The 20,472-nt window shown below is 67.3% G+C and carries 24 protein-coding genes; 15 read left to right on the forward strand and 9 right to left on the reverse strand.

Annotated elements, in window-relative coordinates:
* On the forward strand, positions 1–335 hold a 335-nt coding region (locus tag QPR87_RS02145; protein ID WP_285048071.1), incomplete at its 5' end, for a M24 family metallopeptidase.
* Between the two features lie 206 nt (positions 336–541).
* A complete protein-coding gene (locus QPR87_RS02150) occupies positions 542–1,618 on the forward strand; it encodes an ABC transporter substrate-binding protein (protein ID WP_285048072.1) in 1,077 nt (358 codons plus the stop codon).
* Positions 1,619–1,964: 346 nt separating this feature from the next.
* Here the strand turns inward: QPR87_RS02150 and QPR87_RS02155 are convergent, their stop codons facing one another.
* Positions 1,965–2,207 (reverse strand): DUF2312 domain-containing protein, encoded by a 243-nt coding sequence (locus QPR87_RS02155; protein ID WP_011748035.1) that lies wholly within the window; start codon positions 2,205–2,207, stop codon positions 1,965–1,967.
* Between the two features lie 282 nt (positions 2,208–2,489).
* Between QPR87_RS02155 and QPR87_RS02160 the strand changes: the two genes are divergently transcribed.
* From QPR87_RS02160 to QPR87_RS02180, 5 genes are all read left to right on the forward strand, one after another.
* Positions 2,490–2,717, forward strand: coding sequence for a hypothetical protein (locus QPR87_RS02160; RefSeq protein WP_011748036.1), 228 nt, complete (start codon positions 2,490–2,492; stop codon positions 2,715–2,717).
* Position 2,718: 1 nt separating this feature from the next.
* Complete coding sequence (gene dtd, locus QPR87_RS02165) at positions 2,719–3,168, forward strand: D-aminoacyl-tRNA deacylase (RefSeq protein ID WP_011748037.1); 450 nt, start codon at positions 2,719–2,721, stop codon at positions 3,166–3,168.
* Positions 3,169–3,389: 221 nt separating this feature from the next.
* Complete coding sequence (locus tag QPR87_RS02170) at positions 3,390–4,790, forward strand: DEAD/DEAH box helicase (protein ID WP_307724442.1); 1,401 nt, start codon at positions 3,390–3,392, stop codon at positions 4,788–4,790.
* An 83-nt stretch (positions 4,791–4,873) separates the two neighbouring features.
* A complete protein-coding gene (locus QPR87_RS02175; protein ID WP_011748039.1) occupies positions 4,874–5,452 on the forward strand; it encodes a thymidine kinase in 579 nt (192 codons plus the stop codon).
* Positions 5,449–6,669 (forward strand): cytochrome b/b6 domain-containing protein, encoded by a 1,221-nt coding sequence (locus tag QPR87_RS02180; RefSeq protein WP_285048081.1) that lies wholly within the window; start codon positions 5,449–5,451, stop codon positions 6,667–6,669. Before QPR87_RS02175 ends, QPR87_RS02180 begins: the two co-directional genes overlap by 4 nt.
* A 122-nt stretch (positions 6,670–6,791) precedes the next feature.
* Here QPR87_RS02180 and ndk read toward each other — a convergent pair whose 3' ends face one another.
* Complete coding sequence (ndk, locus tag QPR87_RS02185) at positions 6,792–7,214, reverse strand: nucleoside-diphosphate kinase (RefSeq protein WP_011748041.1); 423 nt, start codon at positions 7,212–7,214, stop codon at positions 6,792–6,794.
* Between the two features lie 128 nt (positions 7,215–7,342).
* Here ndk and QPR87_RS02190 point away from each other — a divergent pair, with 128 nt between their 5' ends.
* From QPR87_RS02190 to QPR87_RS02205, 4 genes are all read left to right on the forward strand, one after another.
* Entirely contained in the window at positions 7,343–9,190 is a 1,848-nt protein-coding gene (locus tag QPR87_RS02190) for an ABC-F family ATP-binding cassette domain-containing protein (RefSeq protein ID WP_230999066.1), read from the forward strand.
* Positions 9,191–9,289: 99 nt separating this feature from the next.
* The gene (locus QPR87_RS02195) at positions 9,290–10,018 is read left to right on the forward strand and encodes a MipA/OmpV family protein (RefSeq protein ID WP_011748043.1); all 729 of its coding nucleotides are present in this window, start codon (positions 9,290–9,292) and stop codon (positions 10,016–10,018) included.
* A gap of 64 nt (positions 10,019–10,082) precedes the next feature.
* Positions 10,083–10,442: an SUF system Fe-S cluster assembly protein gene (locus QPR87_RS02200; protein ID WP_011748044.1), complete on the forward strand. Its 360-nt coding sequence runs from the start codon at positions 10,083–10,085 to the stop codon at positions 10,440–10,442.
* On the forward strand, positions 10,439–10,987 hold the full coding sequence (locus QPR87_RS02205; protein ID WP_011748045.1) for a sugar O-acetyltransferase: 549 nt from the start codon (positions 10,439–10,441) through the stop codon (positions 10,985–10,987). The genes QPR87_RS02200 and QPR87_RS02205 overlap by 4 nt, the downstream gene beginning before the upstream one ends.
* Before the next feature lie 6 nt (positions 10,988–10,993).
* Here the strand turns inward: QPR87_RS02205 and QPR87_RS02210 are convergent, their stop codons facing one another.
* Together QPR87_RS02210 and hemF are read right to left on the reverse strand one after the other, a co-directional pair.
* Positions 10,994–11,554, reverse strand: a complete 561-nt coding sequence (locus QPR87_RS02210; protein WP_285048084.1) for a histidine phosphatase family protein — start codon at positions 11,552–11,554, stop codon at positions 10,994–10,996.
* The gene (hemF, locus tag QPR87_RS02215) at positions 11,554–12,414 is read right to left on the reverse strand and encodes an oxygen-dependent coproporphyrinogen oxidase (RefSeq protein ID WP_011748047.1); all 861 of its coding nucleotides are present in this window, start codon (positions 12,412–12,414) and stop codon (positions 11,554–11,556) included. The genes QPR87_RS02210 and hemF overlap by 1 nt, the downstream gene beginning before the upstream one ends.
* A gap of 82 nt (positions 12,415–12,496) precedes the next feature.
* Here hemF and QPR87_RS02220 point away from each other — a divergent pair, with 82 nt between their 5' ends.
* Positions 12,497–12,910, forward strand: a complete 414-nt coding sequence (locus QPR87_RS02220; RefSeq protein WP_104492135.1) for a hypothetical protein — start codon at positions 12,497–12,499, stop codon at positions 12,908–12,910.
* Positions 12,911–12,914: 4 nt separating this feature from the next.
* Here the strand turns inward: QPR87_RS02220 and QPR87_RS02225 are convergent, their stop codons facing one another.
* Genes QPR87_RS02225 through clpS form a run of 3 tightly spaced genes read right to left on the reverse strand, consistent with a single transcriptional unit; the run spans position 12,915 to position 15,076 of the window.
* Positions 12,915–13,724 (reverse strand): SDR family NAD(P)-dependent oxidoreductase, encoded by an 810-nt coding sequence (locus tag QPR87_RS02225; protein WP_285048086.1) that lies wholly within the window; start codon positions 13,722–13,724, stop codon positions 12,915–12,917.
* Positions 13,721–14,755: a class I SAM-dependent methyltransferase gene (locus QPR87_RS02230; protein ID WP_285048087.1), complete on the reverse strand. Its 1,035-nt coding sequence runs from the start codon at positions 14,753–14,755 to the stop codon at positions 13,721–13,723. Before QPR87_RS02230 ends, QPR87_RS02225 begins: the two co-directional genes overlap by 4 nt.
* 3 nt (positions 14,756–14,758) lie before the next feature.
* Positions 14,759–15,076 carry an ATP-dependent Clp protease adapter ClpS gene (clpS, locus tag QPR87_RS02235; RefSeq protein ID WP_011748051.1) on the reverse strand — a complete coding sequence of 106 codons (318 nt, stop codon included), beginning with the start codon at positions 15,074–15,076 and terminating at the stop codon, positions 14,759–14,761.
* 282 nt (positions 15,077–15,358) lie between these two features.
* On the opposite strand from clpS, the gene QPR87_RS02240 reads away from it, so the two are divergent.
* Entirely contained in the window at positions 15,359–16,993 is a 1,635-nt protein-coding gene (locus QPR87_RS02240) for a serine hydrolase (RefSeq protein ID WP_307724443.1), read from the forward strand.
* Between the two features lie 193 nt (positions 16,994–17,186).
* On the opposite strand, the gene QPR87_RS02245 is transcribed toward QPR87_RS02240, so the two are convergent.
* Complete coding sequence (locus QPR87_RS02245) at positions 17,187–17,642, reverse strand: Lrp/AsnC family transcriptional regulator (RefSeq protein ID WP_041529887.1); 456 nt, start codon at positions 17,640–17,642, stop codon at positions 17,187–17,189.
* 2 nt (positions 17,643–17,644) lie between these two features.
* Positions 17,645–18,100: an Lrp/AsnC family transcriptional regulator gene (locus QPR87_RS02250; protein WP_011748054.1), complete on the reverse strand. Its 456-nt coding sequence runs from the start codon at positions 18,098–18,100 to the stop codon at positions 17,645–17,647.
* 127 nt (positions 18,101–18,227) lie between these two features.
* Here QPR87_RS02250 and ilvC point away from each other — a divergent pair, with 127 nt between their 5' ends.
* Positions 18,228–19,250, forward strand: a complete 1,023-nt coding sequence (ilvC, locus tag QPR87_RS02255) for a ketol-acid reductoisomerase (protein WP_011748055.1) — start codon at positions 18,228–18,230, stop codon at positions 19,248–19,250.
* A 300-nt stretch (positions 19,251–19,550) separates the two neighbouring features.
* Complete coding sequence (locus QPR87_RS02260) at positions 19,551–20,423, forward strand: DMT family transporter (RefSeq protein WP_285048089.1); 873 nt, start codon at positions 19,551–19,553, stop codon at positions 20,421–20,423.
* The last annotated feature ends 49 nt before the right edge of the window (positions 20,424–20,472 follow it).

A 20,472-nucleotide genomic window follows, 5' to 3' on the forward strand; every position in this document is an offset into this window, starting at 1 on the left:
GCTCGGAGATCGCCGCCGAGCTCAACGAGATGTATGCCGCCGAGAACCTGCTGCAATATCGCAGCTTCGGCTATGGCCACAGCTTCGGCGTGCTGTGCCACTATTACGGCCGCGAGGCCGGGCTGGAACTGCGCGAGGATTGCGAGACGGTGCTGGAGCCCGGCATGGTCGTCTCGATGGAGCCGATGATCACCATCCCCGAGGGCATGCCCGGCGCCGGCGGCTATCGCGAGCACGACATCCTGGTGATCGAGGAGACCGGCAACCGCAACCTCACCGGCTTCCCCTACGGACCAGAGCACCTGATCGTCAAGGCCAAGGCCAGGGCCGCCTGATCCCGCCGACCGCCGGAACACCCGGCGGGCGGATCGCGCAACGGCGGTCCCAACCGCCCCAACCGGCCCGCATCCCAAACGGGCCGGACAGAAAGGCCGCTGCCGGCCGGCAACACGCCCCCCGATACGGCCCCGGACGAAGGGCCGGTCCATGCCACTCCCCCCGGCCAATGAAAAAGCAAGAACATCCAACAGGAGAGCCATCCATGAAAGAACGCCTCATCTTCACCACCGCACTGACGCTGCTCGCCACCACGGCCGCGGGACAAGAGATCACCGTCATGTCCTGGGGCGGCACTTACGGCCAAAGCCAGGTCGAGGCCTATCACAAGCCCTTCACCGCCAAGACCGGCATCAAGATCGTCTCGCTCGACAGCGACAACCCGGCGATCCCGGTCAAGGCGCAGGTCGATGCGGGCAATGTCTCGACCAATGTGGCCGATGTCGAATATGCCGATGCGATCCGGCTGTGCGACGAGGGGCTGCTGGAGCCGATCGACCCGGCGATCCTGCCGCCCGCACCCGACGGCACCCCCGCGACCGAGGACTTCCTGCCTCAAGGTCTCAGCGATTGCGCGGTGGGCTCGATCGTGTTCTCGACGATCTTTGCCTATGACGCGACGAAATATCCCGACGCCAAGCCGCAGACCATCGCCGACTTCTTCGACACGCAGAAATTCCCCGGCAAGCGCGGGATCAAGAAGGTGCCCAAGGCCGTTCTGGAAATGGCATTGATGGGCGACGGCGTGCCGGCGGACCAGGTCTACGAGGTGCTTGGCACCCCCGAGGGCGTCGACCGCGCCTTCGCCAAGCTCGGCAGCATCAAGAAGGACACCGTCTGGTGGGAGGCCGGCGCACAGCCGCCGCAACTGCTGGCCGATGGCGAGGTGGCGATGACCATGGCCTATAACGGCCGGATCTTCGGCGCCGCCGTATCCGAGGGCAAGCCCTTCGAGATCGTCTGGGACGGGCAGGTCTACGAATACAACCTTTTCGTCATTCCAAAGGGCGCCCCGAAGCAGGACGAGGCGCTGGAATTCATCAAGTTCGCGACCGACACCCAGCGGCTGGCGGATCAGGCGAAATGGATCAGCTACGGTCCGGCGCGGAAATCATCGGCCGAGCTGGTGGGGCTCTACCAGGACGGCAAGACCGAGATGGCGCCGCATATGCCGACCAATCCCGACAACATGAAGAACGCGCTGGGTTCGTCCTATGAATTCTGGGTCGACCACGAGGCGGAGCTGGTGGAGCGCTTCAGCGCCTGGCTCAGCGCCAGTTGACAGGCTGGCAGCGGGGGGACGGGCTCCCTCGCTGCCCTTCCGCCGCAGCCCGCCTGCCGGAAATCCGGGCCGTCCGCCCTGGATCGGGCGACGATTGCGACAGCGGCACCCGGGAACGAGTTGCCGGAACCGATCGCGCGGCACCGGCTTGGCGCCGGGCGCGAACGAAGCGGGCAGACGAAGCCTATGGCCGGGCGCGCGGCAGGCGCGGCGCGCTCGGTCCAGCCTTCCGGCGATCCCGAACGGCCCGAACCTGCGACCGCAAGGCGGGGGCAGGATCGCCCATCCCGTCCGCCCTGCCCCCGCCAGACCCTGCACAGCCTGTCCCGAACCGGGGCCGCGGGCCTCAGACCATGTTCAGGGCCTGCTTGTAGATCTCGAGCACCGCTTCCTCTTCGGCGACCTGGTCCTTGTCCTTCCTTCTCAGCGAGATGATGGTCCTGAGCGCCTTGGTGTCGTAGCCGCGGCTCTTGCTCTCGCTGTAGACCTCCTTGATCTGCTCGGCGATGTCCTTCTTTTCCTGCTCCAGATGTTCGATGCGCTCTACGAACTGCCGCAGCTCATCCGCGGTCACCTGATACGAGTCCATTTCCTGCTCCATTTCACTTTCTCACGGGCGGATAATGCGCATTCAGGCCGTCGTCAAAGGACAGCCGCGTCACGAGCGCCATCCGGGGGCTCGGTCGCGTCCTTCCCCTCGGCATCGGGCCCGCCCGCATGGCTCGATGATCCGGCGCAGCTTGCCGGCGGCGATGCCATGAGCGTTGTCGTCCTGCATGCTCCGCTCCTTCGGGTGCAGGCGCGGGTCTAGGCGGTCTTGCGGGCGGGTGCAATCGCCGCTAGGCCGTCGCAGGCAGACGGAGGCGAAAACATGACGATCTGGGACGGGCTGATCTGGGGCGGAACCGCGCTGACGGTGATCGGGCTGGTCGCGCTGGCCTGGTGCATCGTGACCGCCGCGCGCGCCAAGGCGCGGATCGCCGACGACGACCAGATGCGCGCCACCATGCGCAAGGTCGTGGCGGTGAACATGGCGGCGCTGGCGGCCTCGGTGCTGGGGCTGATGCTGGTCGTCCTTGGCATCATGCTGGGCAAGTGAGATGCGCGCTCTGATCCAGCGGGTCAGCCGGGCCGAGGTCACGGTCGAGGGCAGCAGCATCGGGCGCATCGGGCCCGGCCTTCTGGTGCTGGTCTGCGCCATGCGCGGCGATCCCGAGGACGCGGCCGAGAAACTGGCCGCCCGCGTCGCCAAGCTGCGCATCTTCCGCGACGAGGCCGACAAGATGAACCGATCGGTGCAGGACATTGGCGGCGCGGTGCTGGTGGTCAGCCAGTTCACCCTGGCCGCCGACACCCGCACCGGCAACCGCCCCGGCTTTTCCAGCGCCGAGGCGCCCGAGCGCGGCGAGGCGCTGTATCTGCGCTTTGCCGAGGCGCTGCGCGCGCTTGGCCTGCCGGTCGAGACCGGGGCCTTCGGCGCCGACATGAAGGTGTCGCTGGTCAATGACGGCCCGGTGACGATCTGGATGGATTCCGCAGACCGCGCTTGACTTTCGTCGCCAGAACCCTCATTTGCGACAAGTTGCCGCCCGCTGCCGCGTGAGCAGCCGACGCCCTAGCGTCAAGGTCGGCACCGATTTTCCGGTTTCCCATTCACGCGGGGAGGCTGCGGGCATTACCGTATCCACGCCCGCCCCTCGCAACCAGCCGTGCGATTCGCGCGGCCCCTGCCATGCGCGCCGATACGCGGGCGACCTGGCCGAAAGACGTTATGACCAACGAAACCACCCGCCCGAACCGTTCGGGCAATCCCCGCGCCCAGCAAGGCGGCAAGCCGCGTTTCCGCAGCGACAAGCCCAACACCAACCACCGCCGTCACCGCGCCGAGCCGGAGGAGAAATTCATCCGCCGCGCCATCCCCGAGATCGACACCGCCTTCACCCGCATGGGGATCGATGCGCGCGTGGCGATCAACCTGCCCGGCCTGGGGATCGAGACCCCCTCGCCCATCCAGGAGAAATCCATCCCCGGCATCGTCGCCGGCCGCGACCTTCTGGGCCTTGCCCAGACCGGCACCGGCAAGACGGCGGCCTTCGGCCTGCCGATGCTGACCCGGCTTCTGAACATCGGCCGCAAACCCGAGCCCAGGACCTGCCGGGCGCTGATCCTGGCGCCGACCCGCGAGCTTGCGACCCAGATCGCCGAGAATATCGACAATTACGCCATCGGCACGCCGATCCGGCAGTTCCGCGTCGTCGGCGGCGCCTCGATCAACGTGCAGGTCCAGCGGCTGGAGCGCGGCGTCGACGTGCTGATCGCGACGCCGGGCCGGCTGATCGACCTGATCGAGCGCGGCGCCATCGACCTGTCGCAGACCAGGTATCTGGTGCTGGACGAGGCCGACCAGATGCTGGACATCGGCTTCATCCACGCGCTGCGCCGCATCGCCAAGATGCTGCCGCGCGAGCGCCAGACGCTGCTGTTCTCGGCCACCATGCCGAAGCTGATGGAGGAACTGGCCGACAGCTATCTGAACGATCCCTTGCGCGTGGCGGTGAACCCGCCCGGCCAGGCGGCGGAAAAGATCGACCAGGGCGTGCATTTCGTCAACCAGGGCGACAAGGCGACGCTGCTGGCCGAATACCTGTCCAAGCATGTGGACGAGTTGGCCATCGTCTTCGGCCGCACCAAGCACGGCTCGGAAAAGCTGTGCAAGCTTCTGGACAAATGGGGCTTCAAGGTCGCCGCCATCCACGGCAACAAGTCGCAGGGCCAGCGCGAGCGGGCCTTGGCCAGCTTCCGCGCCGGCGAGACCAAGGTGCTGGTCGCGACCGACGTGGCGGCGCGCGGCCTCGACATTCCGCAGGTGGCGCATGTCTACAACTACGACCTGCCGAACGTGCCGGAAAACTATGTCCACCGCATCGGCCGCACCGCGCGCGCCGGGCGCGACGGGCGTGCCATCGCCTTCTGCTCGCCCACCGAGATCGGCGAACTGCGCGCCATCGAAAAGGCGATGAAGGCCAAGATCGCCGTGGTCGGCGGCGAGGAGCCCTTCGAGGCGGCCAAGATCCGCGAGCGCGGCGGTCCCGCCGGCCGCCCGGCCCAAGGCGCACGCAAGCGCCCGGCCCGGCGCCCCTCGCGCGCACCGAAAACGGCGCAGCGGGCCTGATCCCGCCCAGATACGCGCAAACGTGAGCCGCCGCCCCGTCGCGGCGGCTTGCGACCCCCTCGCCGTCGCGGCTATCTGCCGGCATGGCCAAGCTTTACTTTCATTATTCCACGATGAACGCCGGCAAGAGCACGCTCTTGCTGCAAGCGTCCTACAACTACCGCGAGCGCGGCATGGCGACGCTGCTGTTGACCGCGGCGCTTGATGACCGCGCCGGTGCGGGCCAGATCGCCAGCCGCATCGGCATCGCCGAATCCGCGCTGGGCTTCACCCCCGAGGCCGACCTTTTCGCGCTGATCCGGACCCGCGGCCGCGACGCCGCCTGCATCTTCGTCGACGAGGCGCAGTTCCTGACCGAGCAGCAGGTCTGGCAGCTTGCCCGCGTCGCCGACGATCTTGGCCAGCCGGTGATGTGCTACGGTCTGCGCGTCGATTTCCGCGGCCGGCTGTTTCCCGGCTCGGCGGCGCTGCTGGCGCTGGCCGACGACCTGCGCGAAGTGCGCACCATCTGCCATTGCGGACGCAAGGCCACCATGGTCGTGCGACAGGACGAAGGGGGCCTCGTGCTGCGCGAGGGCGCGCAGGTCCAGATCGGCGGCAATGAAACCTATGTCTCGCTCTGCCGGCGCCATTGGCGCGAAGCGATGGGAGAAATCCGATGAAGGCCAGCAACACCGCCCGCGCCTATGGCTGGGTCGCCCGCTTTTTCCACTGGACGGTGGCCGTCCTGATCCTGGCCGCCATCGCCGTCGGGCTTTACGCGGACAATCTGCCCGAGGGCGGGGAATCGCAGCTCCAGGCGATCTTCGCCGCCTACTCGCTGCACAAGACCGTGGGCATGGCGGCGCTGGCGCTGGTGGCGCTGCGCATCCTCTGGACGCTGACGCAGCCGAAGCCCCGTCCCCTGCATCCCGGGCGGCGGCTGGAGACCCTAGGCGCCGAACTGGTGCATTGGGCGCTGTGGATCGGCATGATCGTGATGCCGCTGTCGGGCTGGCTGCTGCATTCGGCCGCGCCGGGCGGCTTTGCACGCATCCTGTGGCCCTTTGGCCAGCGCCTGCCCTTCGTGCCCGAGGATCTGGCGCTTTCCGAGCGCTTCGCGGCCTTTCACGAATTCGGCTGGTGGCTGCTGGCCGGGTTGATCGCGCTGCATGTCCTTGGCGCGCTGAAACATGCGATCATCGACCGCGACGGCACGATGAGCCGCATGGCCGGCGATCCCGGCCGCGCGCCCGAGCCTCCGGCTGCGAGGCCCGGCGTCCTGCCGCATGTGCTGGCCGCCATGGCCGCGCTGGCGATCTGGGTGGGGATCGCCTTCATTCCCGCCGGCTTCCCGGACATGCAGGAACCGGCCGCTGCCGCATCTGTCCCCGCATCCACCCCTGCGACTGTGCCGGAAGCGGGCTGGGCGGTCGAGCAAGGCACGCTGGAGATCGAGGTCACGCAGGCCGGCAGTGCCGTCGCGGGCCAGTTCGGGCAATGGCAGGCCGATATCGCCTACGACCCGGAAAGCCGCACGGGTCGGGTGGCGGTCAGCGTCGACATCGCCTCTCTTACCCTGGGCGCAGTCAGCGACGCGGCCAAGGGGCCGGATTTCCTGAATGCCGCCGCCCATCCGGTCGCCACCTTCGAGGCCGAGATCCTGCCGCCCCCGGCCGAGGACCAGCCGCATGTCGCGCATGGCCGGCTGACCATCGCGGGCCAGACGATCGAGACCGACCTACCCTTTGCGCTGACAGTTCAGGACGATGTGGCGCAGGCGCAGGGACGGATGCGCGTCGACCGCCGCGATTTCGGCATCGGCGCCGGCTATGCCGACGAAGGCACCGTGGGCTTCGGCGTCGAGATCGGATTCGCCCTGAGCGCAAAGCGGCAATAGGCAACGGGGCGGCCCTGTCGGGCGGCCCTTTCCTTGCCAAACGGTGAGCGCATGACGTGAAAAAGGCCGCCTCGATAGGCGGCCTTTTCCGATGAGTATTTGGGGAACGAAGAAGCCGGGGCTCAGCCGACCAGTTCGAGGCCCGAGAAGAAGAAGGCGATCTCGCGCGCGGCGGCCTCGGGGCTGTCCGAGCCGTGGACCGAGTTTTCGCCGACCGAGAGGGCGAATTCCTTGCGGATGGTGCCTTCGTCGGCATTGGCCGGGTTGGTCGCGCCCATGACTTCGCGGTTCTTCAGGATGGCGCCCTCGCCTTCCAGGACCTGCACCACCACCGGCTCGGAGGTCATGAATTCGGTAAGTTCGCCGTAGAAGGGGCGTTCCTTGTGCTCGGCATAGAACTGGCCGGCTTGCGCCAGCGTCAGCTGGATGCGCTTCTGCGCGACGATGCGCAAGCCGGCTTCCTCGAACTTGGCGTTGATCTTGCCGGTCAGGTTGCGCTTGGTGGCGTCGGGTTTGATGATCGAAAGCGTGCGTTCGATGGCCATGTCGGTCGTCCTTTTCCTTGTTCCGGCCGCGATGGCCCGGAAATCCGCGCCCCGTTAACATGCGCCGCGACGCTTGAAAAGCCGGCGCGGCATTGACGCCCGCCGCGGCTTGCGCCATGCGGGGGCGCATGCTGCGCATCGACGACATATCCTATTCCATCGCCGGACGACCGCTGTTCGAGCACGCCTCGGCCACCATCCCCGACGGCCACAAGGTCGGCCTGGTCGGCCCGAACGGCGCCGGCAAGACCACGCTGTTCCGGCTGATCCGGGGCGAGCTGTCGCTGGACGGCGGCGCCATCACCCTGCCGCCGCGCGCCCGCATCGGCGGCGTGGCGCAGGAAGCGCCGGGCACCGCGACAAGCGTGCTGGACACGGTGCTGGCCGCCGATGCCGAGCGCGCCGGGCTGATGGCTGAGGCCGAAAGCGCCACCGACCCCGCCCGCATCGCCGAGATCCAGACCCGGCTTGCCGACATCGACGCCTGGTCGGCCGAAGCGCGGGCCGCGACCATCCTGCGCGGCCTGGGATTCTCGACCGAGGACCAGGCGCGGCCGACCGCCGATTATTCCGGCGGCTGGCGGATGCGCGTGGCGCTGGCCGGCGTGCTGTTCTCGCAGCCCGACCTGCTGCTTCTGGACGAACCGACCAACTATCTGGACCTGGAAGGCGCGCTGTGGCTGGAAAGCTATCTGGCGCGCTATCCCCATACCGTCATCGTCATCAGCCACGACCGCGATCTTCTGAACCGCGCCGTCGGCCATATCCTGCATCTCGAGGAACGCAGGCTGGTGCTGTATACCGGCGGCTACGACAGCTTCGCCCGGACGCGGGCCGAAAAGCGCGCCCTGCAAGCCGCCGAGGCGAAGAAGCAGGATGCCCGCCGCGCCCATCTGCAAAGCTTCGTGGACCGTTTCCGCGCCAAGGCCACCAAGGCCCGGCAGGCCCAGGCCCGCATCAAGATGCTGGAGAGGATGGAGCCGATCACCGCCCCCGAAGAGGCGAAGTTCCACCGCTTCGGCTTTCCGCAGCCCGACCAGCTGTCGCCGCCCATCGTCTCGCTGGACGGGGTGACGGTGGGCTATGACGGGCGGGCCGTGCTGCGCCGGCTGAACCTGCGCATCGACCAGGACGACCGCATCGCGCTTCTGGGCCGGAACGGCCAGGGCAAGTCCACGCTGTCCAAGCTGCTGGCCGGCCGGCTGGAGGCGATGGAGGGGCGGATCGCGCGCTCGGGCAAGCTGCGCATCGGCTATTTCGCCCAGCATCAGGTCGATGAGCTGGAGTTGGGCGAGACGCCCATCGCCCATGTCCGCCGCCTGCGCCCGGACGAGCCTCCGGCGAAGCTGCGCGCCCGGCTGGCGGGATTCGGGTTGATGGAGGCGCAGGCCGAGACCCGCGTCGGCCAGCTTTCCGGCGGGCAGAAGGCGCGGCTGTCGCTGCTGCTGGCCACCATCGACGCGCCGCATCTGCTGATCCTGGACGAGCCGACCAACCACCTGGACATCGAAAGCCGCGAGGCGCTGACCGAGGCGCTGAACGACTATACCGGCGCCGTGGTGCTGGTCAGCCACGACATGCACCTGCTGAACCTGGTGGCGGACCGGCTGTGGCTGGTCGATCAGGGCGCGGTCAGCCCGTGGCAGGGCGACCTGGACGATTACCGTCGCATGCTGCTGGCCGGCGAGGAGAAACCCGAGCCCAAACCCGAGGCGAAGCCGGCGCCGAAACGCCCGCCGCGCGAAAGGATCATGGAGTTGCGCGCCGAGGCGAGACGCGCCGAGGAACGGGTCGGAAAACTGACCGCCATGCTGGAAAAACTGGACGCCATCATGGCTGATCCCGCGACCTATGACGACGCCCAGAAGGCCGAGGCCTGGGGCCGCAAGCACGCCGAGGCCAGCGAGGCGATGCTGCGGGCGGAAGGCCTGTGGATGGAGGCACTGGAACGGCTGGAGGAAGCCGAGCGGGCCTGAGCGCAACAGCCACGGATTATTGTCTAAAATCCGACAGAACCCGCTTGCCTGAAGGGGCGTTTCGACGCAGGGTTCCGGCCGATTTGATAGGGATTCGCCATGACCCGGATTGCCGCGCTTGCGCTTGTTGCCGCCACCGCCCTGAGCCAGCCCGCGCTGGCGCAGTCGCTGGGGCGCGAGCTTTCGTTCGATGCCGGGCTGGGCGTGAAATACAGTCCCGAATTCATGGGTTCGGACAATCTGGATGCCTCGCCCTGGCTCATCCTGCGCAATGCCGATGCCGACCGCGGCAAGGACGACGGGTTCTCGATCCTGCCCTCGCTGAATTATGTCGGCAAGCGCGATGCCGGCGATTCCGAGGATCTGCGCGGCATGGAGGATATCAGCCGCGCCGGCGAGATCGGCGTGAAGCTGTCCTGGCGGGTGGGCGATCTGACCAGCTACGGCGCCGTCCGCAAGGGCTTTGGCGGCCATCACGGCGTGGTGGGCGAGTTGGGCGCGAAATACCGCTTCGAGGCCAGCGACAAGCTGACGCTGTGGACTGGGGCCGAGCTGGGCCTGGGCGACCAGGACTTCACCGGCACCTATTTCGGCGTCGGCGAGGGAGAGGCGCTGGCCGACCGGCCCGAATACAATCCCGACGGCGGTGCCTATATCGCCCGCATCAGCGTCGAGGCGCGCTATGAGTTCATGCCCGACACGGCGCTGATGGGCCGGCTGACCTATGGCCGGCTGCTGGGCGATGCCGGCGATTCGCCCCTGGTCGAGACGCGCAGCCAGCCTTCGATCAGCATCGGCGTGGCGCGGCGGCTGAACTTCCGCTTCTAAGCGGCACTGGACCCCGGAAGGCACAAGTCCTATATCATTGCCAAGATTTTACAGGACACGCCGCATGAGCACCGAAAACCTCAAGGAAGGCGATCCGCTGATCGCGCCCTCCACGACGGACCACCCCCTCTACGACAGCGTGGTCGAGGCCTGCAAGACCGTCTACGACCCGGAAATCCCGGTGAATATCTTCGATCTGGGGCTGATCTATACCATCGACATCAGCGACGAGAACGCCGTGCGCATCGTCATGACCCTGACCGCACCGGGCTGCCCGGTGGCGGGTGAGATGCCCGGCTGGGTCGCCGATGCGGTCGAGCCGCTGCCCGGCATCAAGCAGGTCGATGTCGAGATGACCTTCCAGCCGCAATGGGGCATGGACATGATGTCCGAGGAAGCCCGCCTGGAGCTTGGCTTCATTTGACCGCGCGCGAGGACATGCTGGCCGGCCGGCCCTATAACCCCGGCGACGGCGAGTTGGTGGCGATGCGCAAGGCCGCGCAGGGATTGATGCGCGACTACAATAACACGATCATCGGCGACAAGACCCGCGCCCGCACGCTGACCCAACTGCTGGGCACGTGGAACGGCGCCGTGATCCGCACCCCCTTCCATGTCGATTACGGCAAGCATATCCATTTCGGGCCGGATTGCTTCGTGAATTACGGCTGCTTCTTCATGGATATCTGCGAGATCCGCATCGGCGCGCGCTGCCAGTTCGGCACCGCGGTGCAGCTGCTGACCGAGGACCGGCCGCGCGACCGCGAAAGCCGGGCCACGGGCGAGGAATGGGGCAAGCCCATCGCCATCGGCGACGATGTCTGGGTGGGCGGCGGCGCAATCGTCCTGCCGGGCGTGTCCATCGGCGACGGCGCCATCGTCGGCGCCGGCGCGGTGGTGACGCGCGACGTGGCGCCGGGGACCACCGTGGTCGGCAACCCGGCCCGTCCGCTGCCGCCGAAATCCTGACCCCTGCTAGAAGAAGACCCGGTGCCGGCCGCCGCTGACCAGATGCAGCGCACCCTGCATCACCGGCATTTCGGCCAGACGCTCCAGCGGCAGGCCCATTGCCACCAGCCGCAGCATCCGCAGGGTGATGCCATGCGTCACGATCAGCGCCGGGCCGGTCAGATCGCCCAGGAACGCCCGCACCCGCGCCTCGAGCCCGGAGAAATGCTCGCCCCTCGGCGCGCGGTCGTACCAGCCGAGCCCGCCGCAGGCAAAGACCTCGGGATGGGCGGCGCGCAGGTCCGATGACAGCCTGCCGGCAAAGGCGCCGATATCGATCTCGTGCAGCCGCTCGTCCAGGGTGAAGCCCCGCCCGCCGAAAACGATGCCGGCCGTCTGCCTTGCCCGCCCGGCGGTGCTGGCATAGCGCGCCGCGCCCCGCAGGTCGCGCACCAGCCAGGCCAGCCGGCGCGCCTGCGCCTCGCCCAGCGGCGTCAGCGGCGAATCCAGCCGGCCCTGCATCCGCCCTTCGGCATTCCAGACCGTCTGGCCGTGCCGCATCAGGTAGAGGTCGGGCCAGTCCGGCATCAAACCCATTTCGCCATGGGCGGCAGGCTCATCAGCACGGCCTCGGGGTCGTGGCCGGTGGCCAGGCCGAACTTGGTGCCGCGGTCATAAACCAGGTTGTATTCGGCATAGAGCCCGCGATGGACCAGTTGCGCATCCTTTTCGGCCTCGCCCCAGGGCTCGGCCATGCGCGTTTCGGCCAAGGGCAGGAAAGCGGGCAGGAAAGCCTCGCCCACCGCCTTGGTAAAGGCGAAATCCGCCCGCCAGTCGCCCGTGTTCAGGTCGTCGTAGAAAATGCCGCCCACGCCCCGCGCCCGGCCGCGATGCGGGACAAAGAAATACTCGTCCGCCCAGGCCCTGAAGCGGTCGTAGTAATCCGCACCATGCGGGGCGCAGGCCGCGCGCAGCGTGGCATGGAAATGCGCCGTGTCCTCGGCCCGCTCCAGGCAGGGGTTCAGGTCGGCGCCACCGCCGAACCACCAGGCGCCGGGGGTCCAGAACATGCGCGTGTTCATGTGAACCGCCGGCGCATGCGGGTTCTGCATATGCGCGACCAGGCTGATGCCCGAGGCCCAGAAGCGCGGATCGGCCTCGATCCCCGGCACGCCGCGCGCCGCCATGGCCTGCCGGGCGGCCGCAGACAACTGGCCATGCACCGCCGACCAGTTCACGCCAACCTTCTCAAAGACCCGGCCGCCGCGCATCACCGACATCAGCCCGCCGCCGCCGTCCTCGCCGCGCCGGGTCTCGCGGATCTCGAAGCGGCCGGGCGGCACGGCGCCGGGACCACGATCCTCCAGCGCCTCGAAGGCGGCGACGATCCGGTCGCGCAATGCCCGGAACCAGGCCGCGGCCTCTTGTCGCTCATCCTGCATTTCCATGGGCTTGCCTCCGCATTCGTGAATTGCCCCGCCTGCGGGGCGGGCTTATGCTTCCTTGGCGAAACAACTAGAGATCCCGGCCATGACCCGCAACATCCTGCTTGCCCTGATGCCTGTTCTGGTTGTCGCAGGCTGCGGAACCCCGCAAGAACAATGCATCAGCCGCAATACCCGCGAATACCGCACCGTCTCGAACCTGCTGGCCGAGGTCGAGGCCAATCTGGTCCGCGGCTATGCCTGGGAGGAACGCACGGTGATGCGCACCCGCTGGGAGGATTGCCGCTATGTCTGGGTGGACAAGGACGGCAACCGGCGGCTGGGCTATCGTCCCTGCATGCGCGACGTCGCCGATACCGAGCGTTACCGCGTGCCGATCGACCCGGCGGCCGAGACCCGCAAGCGCGACAACCTGCTGGCGCGCAAGCAGGCGCTGACGCCGTCGGCCCGCTCTGCCGTCGATGCCTGCAAGGCCGCCTATCCCGAAGAGAAGAAATAAGGGCTCAGTAGACCCCGGGCGCCAGCGGGTCGCCCAGGCTGCGGCCGCCATCGACGCGCAGGATCTGCCCGGTGACAAAGCTCGACGCCTCGCTGGCCAGGAACTGCACCGTCGCCGCCAACTCGTCCGCGCCGGCGATCCGGCCCAGGGGTGTCGCCGTCACCATGCGTTCGCGCAGGCCCGGATCCTCGCGCAGCTTCAGTTGCAGGTTGTTCGACATGATGCTGGCAAAGGCCACGCCGTTCACGCGAATCCGCTTGGGCGCCAGGGCCGAGGCCAATGAGCGCGTGGCCTGCGCCTGCGCCGCACTGGCGATGGAATAGGCCAGCATCTGCGGCTGCGGCCAGTCGGCGGCCAGCGAGGTGACGTTGACGATGGCGCCGTACTGGATCGCATCCTCGTCGGCCTCTTCGGCCTGGGCCATCATGCGCTTGGCGACCATCTGCGACAGGCGCAGGCCCGAGCTCATGTTCTGGCGCAGCATGTCGCCCAGCAACTCGTCGTTCACCGTCAGCGGGTCGCAGCCCTGCACCATGCGATGCGCGTTGACCAGGATATCCACCCGGTCGAAGGCGTCGATGGTGGCCGAGACAAGATTGGCCAGCGTCAGTTTCTGGCTCAGGTCGCCGGCAAAGGCGCGCACCGGCCCCTCGCCCTCGGCCTGGTCGCCCAGTTCGGTCATCAGCGCCGGCTCGTCGCTGTCGGCGAACATGACATTGGCACCCGCCTCCTCGAAATGCCGGGCGATGGCCAGGCCGATGCCCCGCGCCGCCCCGGTGACGATGGCGGTCTTGCCCTGGATGGACAGGCTCATCTTCTCCTACCTTTCGGCTGCGCGCCCTTCGGATGCGGACGACCGGCCGCGGGACGCCGCGCGCCCGAGGCGGTCAGGATCTTGAAGCGTGAATTACCGCCCAGTTCCGAAACCTCGGCAAAGCATTCCCGCAGCGCCTGCTCATAGGGCAGATGGCGGTTGGCCACCATCCACAGCCGCCCCGCCCCGGTCAGCAGCCCCGCCGCCGCGCGGATGAAGCCGGCGCCCAGTTTCGGATCGGCAGCGCGGCCCTCATGGAAGGGCGGGTTCATGATGACGCCGTTCACCGGCTCGGGCAGGCGGAAATCCAGCGCATCCGCCCAGTGGAAACGCGCGCGCGGATCGGCGACGTTGCGCCGCGCGCAATCCAGCGCTGCGGCATCGGCCTCGACCAGATGCAGCAGTTCGACGCCGGGATGGCGCAGGATTTCGGCCGAGAGCCAGCCCCAGCCCGCGCCCAGGTCGACGATACGGGTCGGCAGCTTCTCGGGCAGCGCCGCCGCCAGCGCCTGCGAGGCCGGGTCGGGCCCGTCGGCCGAGAACACCCCCGGCCGGGTCACCATGCCGGGCGCGGCCTCGTGATCGCGCGCCGCCCAGCCCTCGGGCAGCCAGCCGGCTTCGGGCAGCGTCACGCGAAAGATCTTGCCATGCGCCCGCGACTGGACCTCGTCCACCGCAGCAAGGCCGCGCATTTCCTTCAGCACCGCATCGACGCCATCGGTCTTTTGCCCGTCGATCCACAGCGACGCCCCCGGCGCCAGCCGCGCCGCCGCGTCGGCGATCCGCGCCCGCGCCTCGGCCCGCGCTCGCGGCAGGAACACGACGGCAGCGTCGAAATCGCCGGAAACCTCGGTCACGACATCAAGCCCGCGCGCCTCCAGCGCCCGATGATCGGGGTAAAAGCCCTGCACGATCTGCACCCGCTCGGGGTCGAATACGGAAAGATCGGTCGCGGCACCCGCGCCGATCAGCAGCATGCGTCCTTGGGGCGGCGTGCCGCCAAAGACCAGTTCCAGCCGTGATCCTGCCAATTTCTACTCTTTTTCCATGGTGCATTGCAGCGGATGCTGCTGGCGGCGGGCCAGTTCCATGACCTGCGCCACCTTGGTTTCGGCGATCTCGTGCGAAAAGACGCCGACGACGGCGATCCCCTTGCGATGGACCGTCAGCATGATCTCGATAGCCTGGGCATGGTTCATGTTGAACAACCGCTCAAGCACATGCACGACGAACTCCATCGGCGTGAAATCGTCGTTCAGCAGCAACACCTTGTACATCGGAGGCCGTTGCGTGCGGGGCCTGGTCTTGACCCCCAGTTCGACCTCTTCGCGGTCCCCGGGTCGGTTGGTCATCTGCGGATTGGTCACGACGCTCGTATCAGGATATGGACGGTTCTGGGACCGAATATAGAGGCTTTCCCCGCGCTTGATAAGCCCCGCCCCCGCGGCCCGGTCCGAAAGCGCCGGCAACCTGCGGCAGATTGCGTCGCAAGGCCGCAAACTTGCAGTTCCCGAACGCGGCAAGGCGTGTTATTGTCACTTTATTAATGAAGGGTCCGCATAATGAACGGACCCTCAGAGGCAGAAGAGACCGGGACAGTGAGCAGAATCGCAAGAAACGTCCGCTTGGGACTGATGATCCTATTCGCCTGGGCGCTGCCCATGGCGGTAGCCGCCGCCCCTTTCGCAGCCTTCGTCATGGATGCGCGAACCGGGCAGGAAGTCTATGCGCAGAACGCGGATACGCGGCTTCATCCGGCCTCGCTGACCAAGATGATGACGCTCTACATGGCCTTCAACGCCATCGAGCGGGGGCAGGTCCGGCTGGACAGCAAGTTCCTGGTGTCCAGCCATGCCGCGGCGCAGCCGCCCTCGCGGCTGGGGCTGAAACCGGGCCAGCGGATCGAGCTGCGCTACCTGATCCGTGCGGCGGCGGTGAAGTCCGCCAACGACGCGGCCACGGTGATCGGCGAGGGGCTGGCCGGGTCCGAGGCGAAATTCGCCGCGCAGATGACCCAGATGGCCCGCGCGCTGGGGATGCGCAACACGAATTTCCGCAACGCCAACGGGCTGACGGCCGAGGGGCATTATTCCACGGCGCGCGACATGACCGTCCTCGGGCGCCGCCTGTTCTACGATTTCCCGCAGTATTACTCGATCTTCTCGCGCCGTTCGGCGGATGCGGGGATCGCCACCGTCGCCAGCACCAACAAGCGCTTTCTCGACAGCTATGAGGGCGCGGACGGCATCAAGACCGGCTACACGCGGGCGGCCGGCTTCAACCTGACCGCCTCGGCCAAGCGTGGCTCCAAGCGGATCATCGCCACCGTGCTGGGCGGCACCTCGACGGCGCATCGCAACCAGGTCATGGCGCAACTGCTCGATGCCGGCTTCGGAAAGGCCCCCACCCGTGTGCGAGAGGTGAAGCCCGCGCCGCCGCAGCTGGTGGCCGAGAAGAAGGTGCGCCGCACCGTGCAGGTCGCACGCGCCGAACCGCGCCAGGCGGTGGCGAACGTGCAGCTTTCCACTTCCGACCGGCCGGTGGCGCGCGCCTCGACCGCCGCGGTGGTGACCCCGGCGGCGATTTCGGCCGCGGTCTCGCGCGCCCAGGCTACGGCAGCGCCCGCACCTTCCGGCGGCGGCAGCACCCTGACCGCCAGCGCCCGGCCGACGCGCAAGCCCGGCACCGGCCAATTCGCCAATGCCGCCATGGACCCCGAGATACTGGCCCGTGCGGCCCGTCCCGAAGCCCGCCCGGAAGAAGGCGACACCTCGGAAACGGTCGCCGAACCGCTGAATGCCGCCCGCCCCAAGCCCTCGCCGCGCGGCGATCGGTCGGCCGAGCTTTCCACCCCGGCCGCGGGCTCGCCCTCGCTTTTCGTGCAATCGACCCAGCCGCAGCCGGAAAGCATGGCGCTTCTGGACACGCCCGCACCCGCGCAGCGGTCCGAGACCATCATCCTCGCCTCGCTGGACCCCGACGAGGAAACCGCCCCGCAAGCGACCGAGATCGTTGCCCGCGGATCGGGTTCGGGCGGCAAGAACTGGGGGGTCTCGCTGGGCCTGTTCCGCTCGCAACGCGAGGCCGAGCAGGTTCTGCTGAAAACCGCCCTTCAGGAAAGCGGCGCCCTGGGCAGCGCGCTCAGCCGGGTCGCCAATACCAAGCGTGGCTTCGAGGCGAACTTCGTCGGCATGAACCGGGAAACCGCCGAACTCGCCTGCGGCCGGATCGCGGCGCGGCAGCAGGATTGCCGGATCATCGGCCCCTGAACCGGCTATGCGCGACCCTTTCCCAAAGGGTCGCGACCAAGCGGCGAAGCCAGCCGCTTGCAGGGTCTTGACGGCTTTCGAGCGGATCCCATATCTCGCCGAGGACAGTGCGGAATACGAACAGAACCGCCTGCCCGCTCTTCGACCGGACCCGGGCAAATAGCCACTCCTTTGCGGCCGAGGCTGATTGCCGCTAGAGCGGCCCCGGTCGCCGCTCTTCCGAAAGCATGACGTTCGCCTCGACCTGGCCCACGCCGGGCAGGGTCATGATGCGACGGCGCAGGATGCGCTCGAAATCCGCGATGTCGCGGGCATGAATGCGCAGCCGATAGTCGAACTGGCCCAGCACATGCTGCACCACCTGCACCTCGGGGATCGCCGTCACCGCGCGTTCGAAATCCTCCAGGCTGACACGGCCCTTCACCGCCAGCCGGATGCCCAGGAACACCGTGACGCCGAAACCCAGGGCGGCCTCGTCGACCACCACGCGACGCCCGGCGATCACCCCGGCATCGCTCAGCCGCCGGATGCGCCGCCAAGTCGCGGGCTGGGTCAGGCCAAGCGCCCGGCCGATCTCGGCCGCGCCGCGAGTAGCGTCCTCGGCCAGAAGCCGCAGGATGGCAAGGTCGGTCGCATCCGGGGCCAGCACGCTCACAGCGGCAACTCCTGCACATCCTTGATGGTCGAGACCAGCATCAGCGCATCGCTGTCGGCCACATGCGGCAGGGTCAGGATGCTTTCGCGGTAAAGCTGCTGCCAATGCGCCATGTCCCGCGCGATCACCGACAGGCGCAGGTCCACCGAGCCAAGGAAGGTCTGGATCTCGGTCACCTCGGGCACGCGGCGGGCGGCGGCGATGAATTCGTCGAAGGCGCGCGGATGGGTCTTGTCCAGCGTGAAACGCAGGCTGACCTGCACCTCGTAGCCCAGCTTGCGCCAGTCGATCCGGGCCTCGATGGTGCGGATCACGCCGGTTTCGCGCATCCTGTCCAGCCGCCGCCACAGGCTTGCGGCGGTCACCCCTGCCCGCTCGGCCAATGCGGCGTTCGGAATATCGGGATCGGCCAGAAGCTGGCGCAGGATACGGCGATCGGTTACATCGGGCATGATTATCTCATCTTTATACCTTTATTGGCATGATACTTATCACAATACCAGAAAATCCGCGAAGATTGCACAGAACCACGACGGTAACGCTGCTAGAACCCTCGCATCGAAAGTGAGGGAGATCCCGATGCGTGTCTATTACGATCGCGACTGCGATGTGAACCTGATCAAGGACAAGAAGATCGCCATGCTGGGCTATGGCAGCCAGGGCCATGCCCATGCGCTGAACCTGCGCGATTCCGGCGCCAAGAACCTGGTCGTCGCGCTGCGCGAGGGCTCCGCCTCGGCCAAGAAGGCCGAAGCCGAGGGGCTGAAGGTCATGGGCATTGCCGAGGCCGCCGCCTGGGCCGACCTGATCATGTTCACCATGCCCGACGAGCTGCAGGCCGAGACCTACAGGAAATACGTGCATGACAACCTGCGCGAAGGCGCCGCCATCGCCTTTGCCCACGGCCTGAACGTGCATTTCGGCCTGATCGAGCCGAAGCCCGGCGTCGACGTCATCATGATGGCGCCCAAGGGTCCGGGTCACACCGTGCGCGGCGAATACACCAAGGGCGGCGGCGTGCCCTGCCTGGTCGCGGTGCACCAGGATGCCACCGGCAAGGCCATGGATATCGGCCTGAGCTATTGCTCGGCCATCGGCGGCGGCCGCTCGGGCATCATCGAGACCAATTTCCGCCAGGAATGCGAAACCGACCTGTTCGGCGAGCAGGCGGTGCTGTGCGGCGGCCTGGTCGAGCTGATCCGCATGGGCTTCGAGACCCTGGTCGAGGCCGGCTACGAGCCGGAAATGGCCTATTTCGAATGCCTGCACGAGGTGAAGCTGATCGTGGACCTGATCTACGAAGGCGGCATCGCCAACATGAACTACTCGATCTCGAACACCGCCGAATACGGCGAGTATGTCTCGGGCCCGCGCGTGCTGCCCTATGAAGAGACCAAGGCGCGGATGAAGGCGGTGCTGACCGACATCCAGACCGGCAAGTTCGTGCGCGACTTCATGCAGGAGAACGCCGTCGGCCAGCCGTTCTTCAAGGCGACCCGCCGCATCAACGACGAGCACCAGATCGAGAAGGTCGGCGAAAAGCTGCGCGGCATGATGCCCTGGATCTCGAAGGGCAAGATGGTGGACAAGGAGCGCAACTGAGCGCGACAGAGAAAGGCCCCGCGAGAGCGGGGCTTTTTTCGTTAAGGGAAGGGGGCGAGCGGGTTGGCCATGGGAGATGGCTGCAATGGCAGAAAGCGGCCGGCCGGATCTTGATGCCACCACCTGACAATGATTAAAATTCCGGTATCGACTGAGTGGTGACTAGGGTTCCGGGCGATCCGCCGCAGGACCGAGCGTTGCAGAGACCGGGGGAGTTCCCTGGCTGCACCCAAGGGACAAAAGCCCAGGGGAGGAGACGTCGAGATCAACCGCGCCATACCGGCGCATAAGGGGGTCTCAATGACGCTTGCCTCGCTGTTTCTTGTCGTTCTCGCATCCTTTGTCCATGCAAGCTGGAATCTGCTTGCCAAACGGGCCGCATCGGTCGGGCCGGTCTTCGTCTTCGCCTACAATCTGATTGCCTGTGTCGCCTATGCCCCGTGGGTCCTGTATCTGCTGACGAAGGGCAGCATCATCTGGACATTGACAGGCATCGGCTTCGTCCTGCTCAGCGGGCTGATCCATTTGGCCTACAGCCTGTGCCTGCAACGCGGCTATCAGGTTGCAGATCTGTCGGTTGTGTATCCGGTAGCGCGTGGCACCGGGCCGATGCTTTCGACTATCGGAGCCTTCCTGATCCTTGGCGAAACACCATCTGGCACAGGTCTGATCGGGCTGGTCTTGGTCGTCACCGGCATCATGCTGATCGCCACACAGGGCAAGCTGGCGGCCTTCACCCGTCCCGGCGGGCAATCGGGGGTGCGTTGGGGGACTGCGACCGGCGGTCTGATCGCCTGCTATACGGTGGTCGACGCCTATGCGGTGAAGGTACTCGGTATTGCGCCTGTGGTGCTGGACTGGCTCTCGAACCTCTTGCGCTTTTTCCTGCTGCTGCCGCTGGTTCTTGCAAATCCCCGGCGTGCGATCGAGGCAATGAGAGGGCATTGGTGGACAGCCCTTGGTGTGGGCCTGCTATCGCCGCTATCCTATATCCTCGTCCTCGCCGCACTGACAGGCGGCGCACCGCTCAGCCTTGTCGCACCGATGCGCGAAATGTCGATGATGGTGGGCGCTTTGCTGGGGATGTTGATCTTGCGCGAGGCGGTCGGACCATGGCGGCTTGCCGGCTGCGGCGTGCTGATCGCGGGCGGAATCCTGCTGTCCGCCTCCTGATGTCGCGAGCGTCGGCGATGGGGCTCAAAGCCACGCCGCCCCCGCCCGA

The sequence above is a fragment of the Paracoccus sp. SSJ genome (assembly GCF_030234105.1).
Taxonomy (GTDB): Bacteria; Pseudomonadota; Alphaproteobacteria; order Rhodobacterales; family Rhodobacteraceae; genus Paracoccus; species Paracoccus denitrificans.

Coding starts and splice junctions, on each gene's coding strand:
- QPR87_RS02150 (WP_285048072.1), top strand. CDS start 542: ATGAAAGAACGCCTCATCTTCACCACCGCACTGACGCTGCTCGCCACC.
- QPR87_RS02155 (WP_011748035.1), bottom strand. CDS start 2,207: ATGGACTCGTATCAGGTGACCGCGGATGAGCTGCGGCAGTTCGTAGAG.
- QPR87_RS02160 (WP_011748036.1), top strand. CDS start 2,490: ATGACGATCTGGGACGGGCTGATCTGGGGCGGAACCGCGCTGACGGTG.
- dtd (WP_011748037.1), top strand. CDS start 2,719: ATGCGCGCTCTGATCCAGCGGGTCAGCCGGGCCGAGGTCACGGTCGAG.
- QPR87_RS02170 (WP_307724442.1), top strand. CDS start 3,390: ATGACCAACGAAACCACCCGCCCGAACCGTTCGGGCAATCCCCGCGCC.
- QPR87_RS02175 (WP_011748039.1), top strand. CDS start 4,874: ATGGCCAAGCTTTACTTTCATTATTCCACGATGAACGCCGGCAAGAGC.
- QPR87_RS02180 (WP_285048081.1), top strand. CDS start 5,449: ATGAAGGCCAGCAACACCGCCCGCGCCTATGGCTGGGTCGCCCGCTTT.
- ndk (WP_011748041.1), bottom strand. CDS start 7,214: ATGGCCATCGAACGCACGCTTTCGATCATCAAACCCGACGCCACCAAG.
- QPR87_RS02190 (WP_230999066.1), top strand. CDS start 7,343: ATGCTGCGCATCGACGACATATCCTATTCCATCGCCGGACGACCGCTG.
- QPR87_RS02195 (WP_011748043.1), top strand. CDS start 9,290: ATGACCCGGATTGCCGCGCTTGCGCTTGTTGCCGCCACCGCCCTGAGC.
- QPR87_RS02200 (WP_011748044.1), top strand. CDS start 10,083: ATGAGCACCGAAAACCTCAAGGAAGGCGATCCGCTGATCGCGCCCTCC.
- QPR87_RS02210 (WP_285048084.1), bottom strand. CDS start 11,554: ATGCCGGACTGGCCCGACCTCTACCTGATGCGGCACGGCCAGACGGTC.
- hemF (WP_011748047.1), bottom strand. CDS start 12,414: ATGGAAATGCAGGATGAGCGACAAGAGGCCGCGGCCTGGTTCCGGGCA.
- QPR87_RS02220 (WP_104492135.1), top strand. CDS start 12,497: ATGACCCGCAACATCCTGCTTGCCCTGATGCCTGTTCTGGTTGTCGCA.
- QPR87_RS02225 (WP_285048086.1), bottom strand. CDS start 13,724: ATGAGCCTGTCCATCCAGGGCAAGACCGCCATCGTCACCGGGGCGGCG.
- clpS (WP_011748051.1), bottom strand. CDS start 15,076: ATGACCAACCGACCCGGGGACCGCGAAGAGGTCGAACTGGGGGTCAAG.
- QPR87_RS02240 (WP_307724443.1), top strand. CDS start 15,359: ATGATCCTATTCGCCTGGGCGCTGCCCATGGCGGTAGCCGCCGCCCCT.
- QPR87_RS02250 (WP_011748054.1), bottom strand. CDS start 18,100: ATGCCCGATGTAACCGATCGCCGTATCCTGCGCCAGCTTCTGGCCGAT.
- ilvC (WP_011748055.1), top strand. CDS start 18,228: ATGCGTGTCTATTACGATCGCGACTGCGATGTGAACCTGATCAAGGAC.
- QPR87_RS02260 (WP_285048089.1), top strand. CDS start 19,551: ATGACGCTTGCCTCGCTGTTTCTTGTCGTTCTCGCATCCTTTGTCCAT.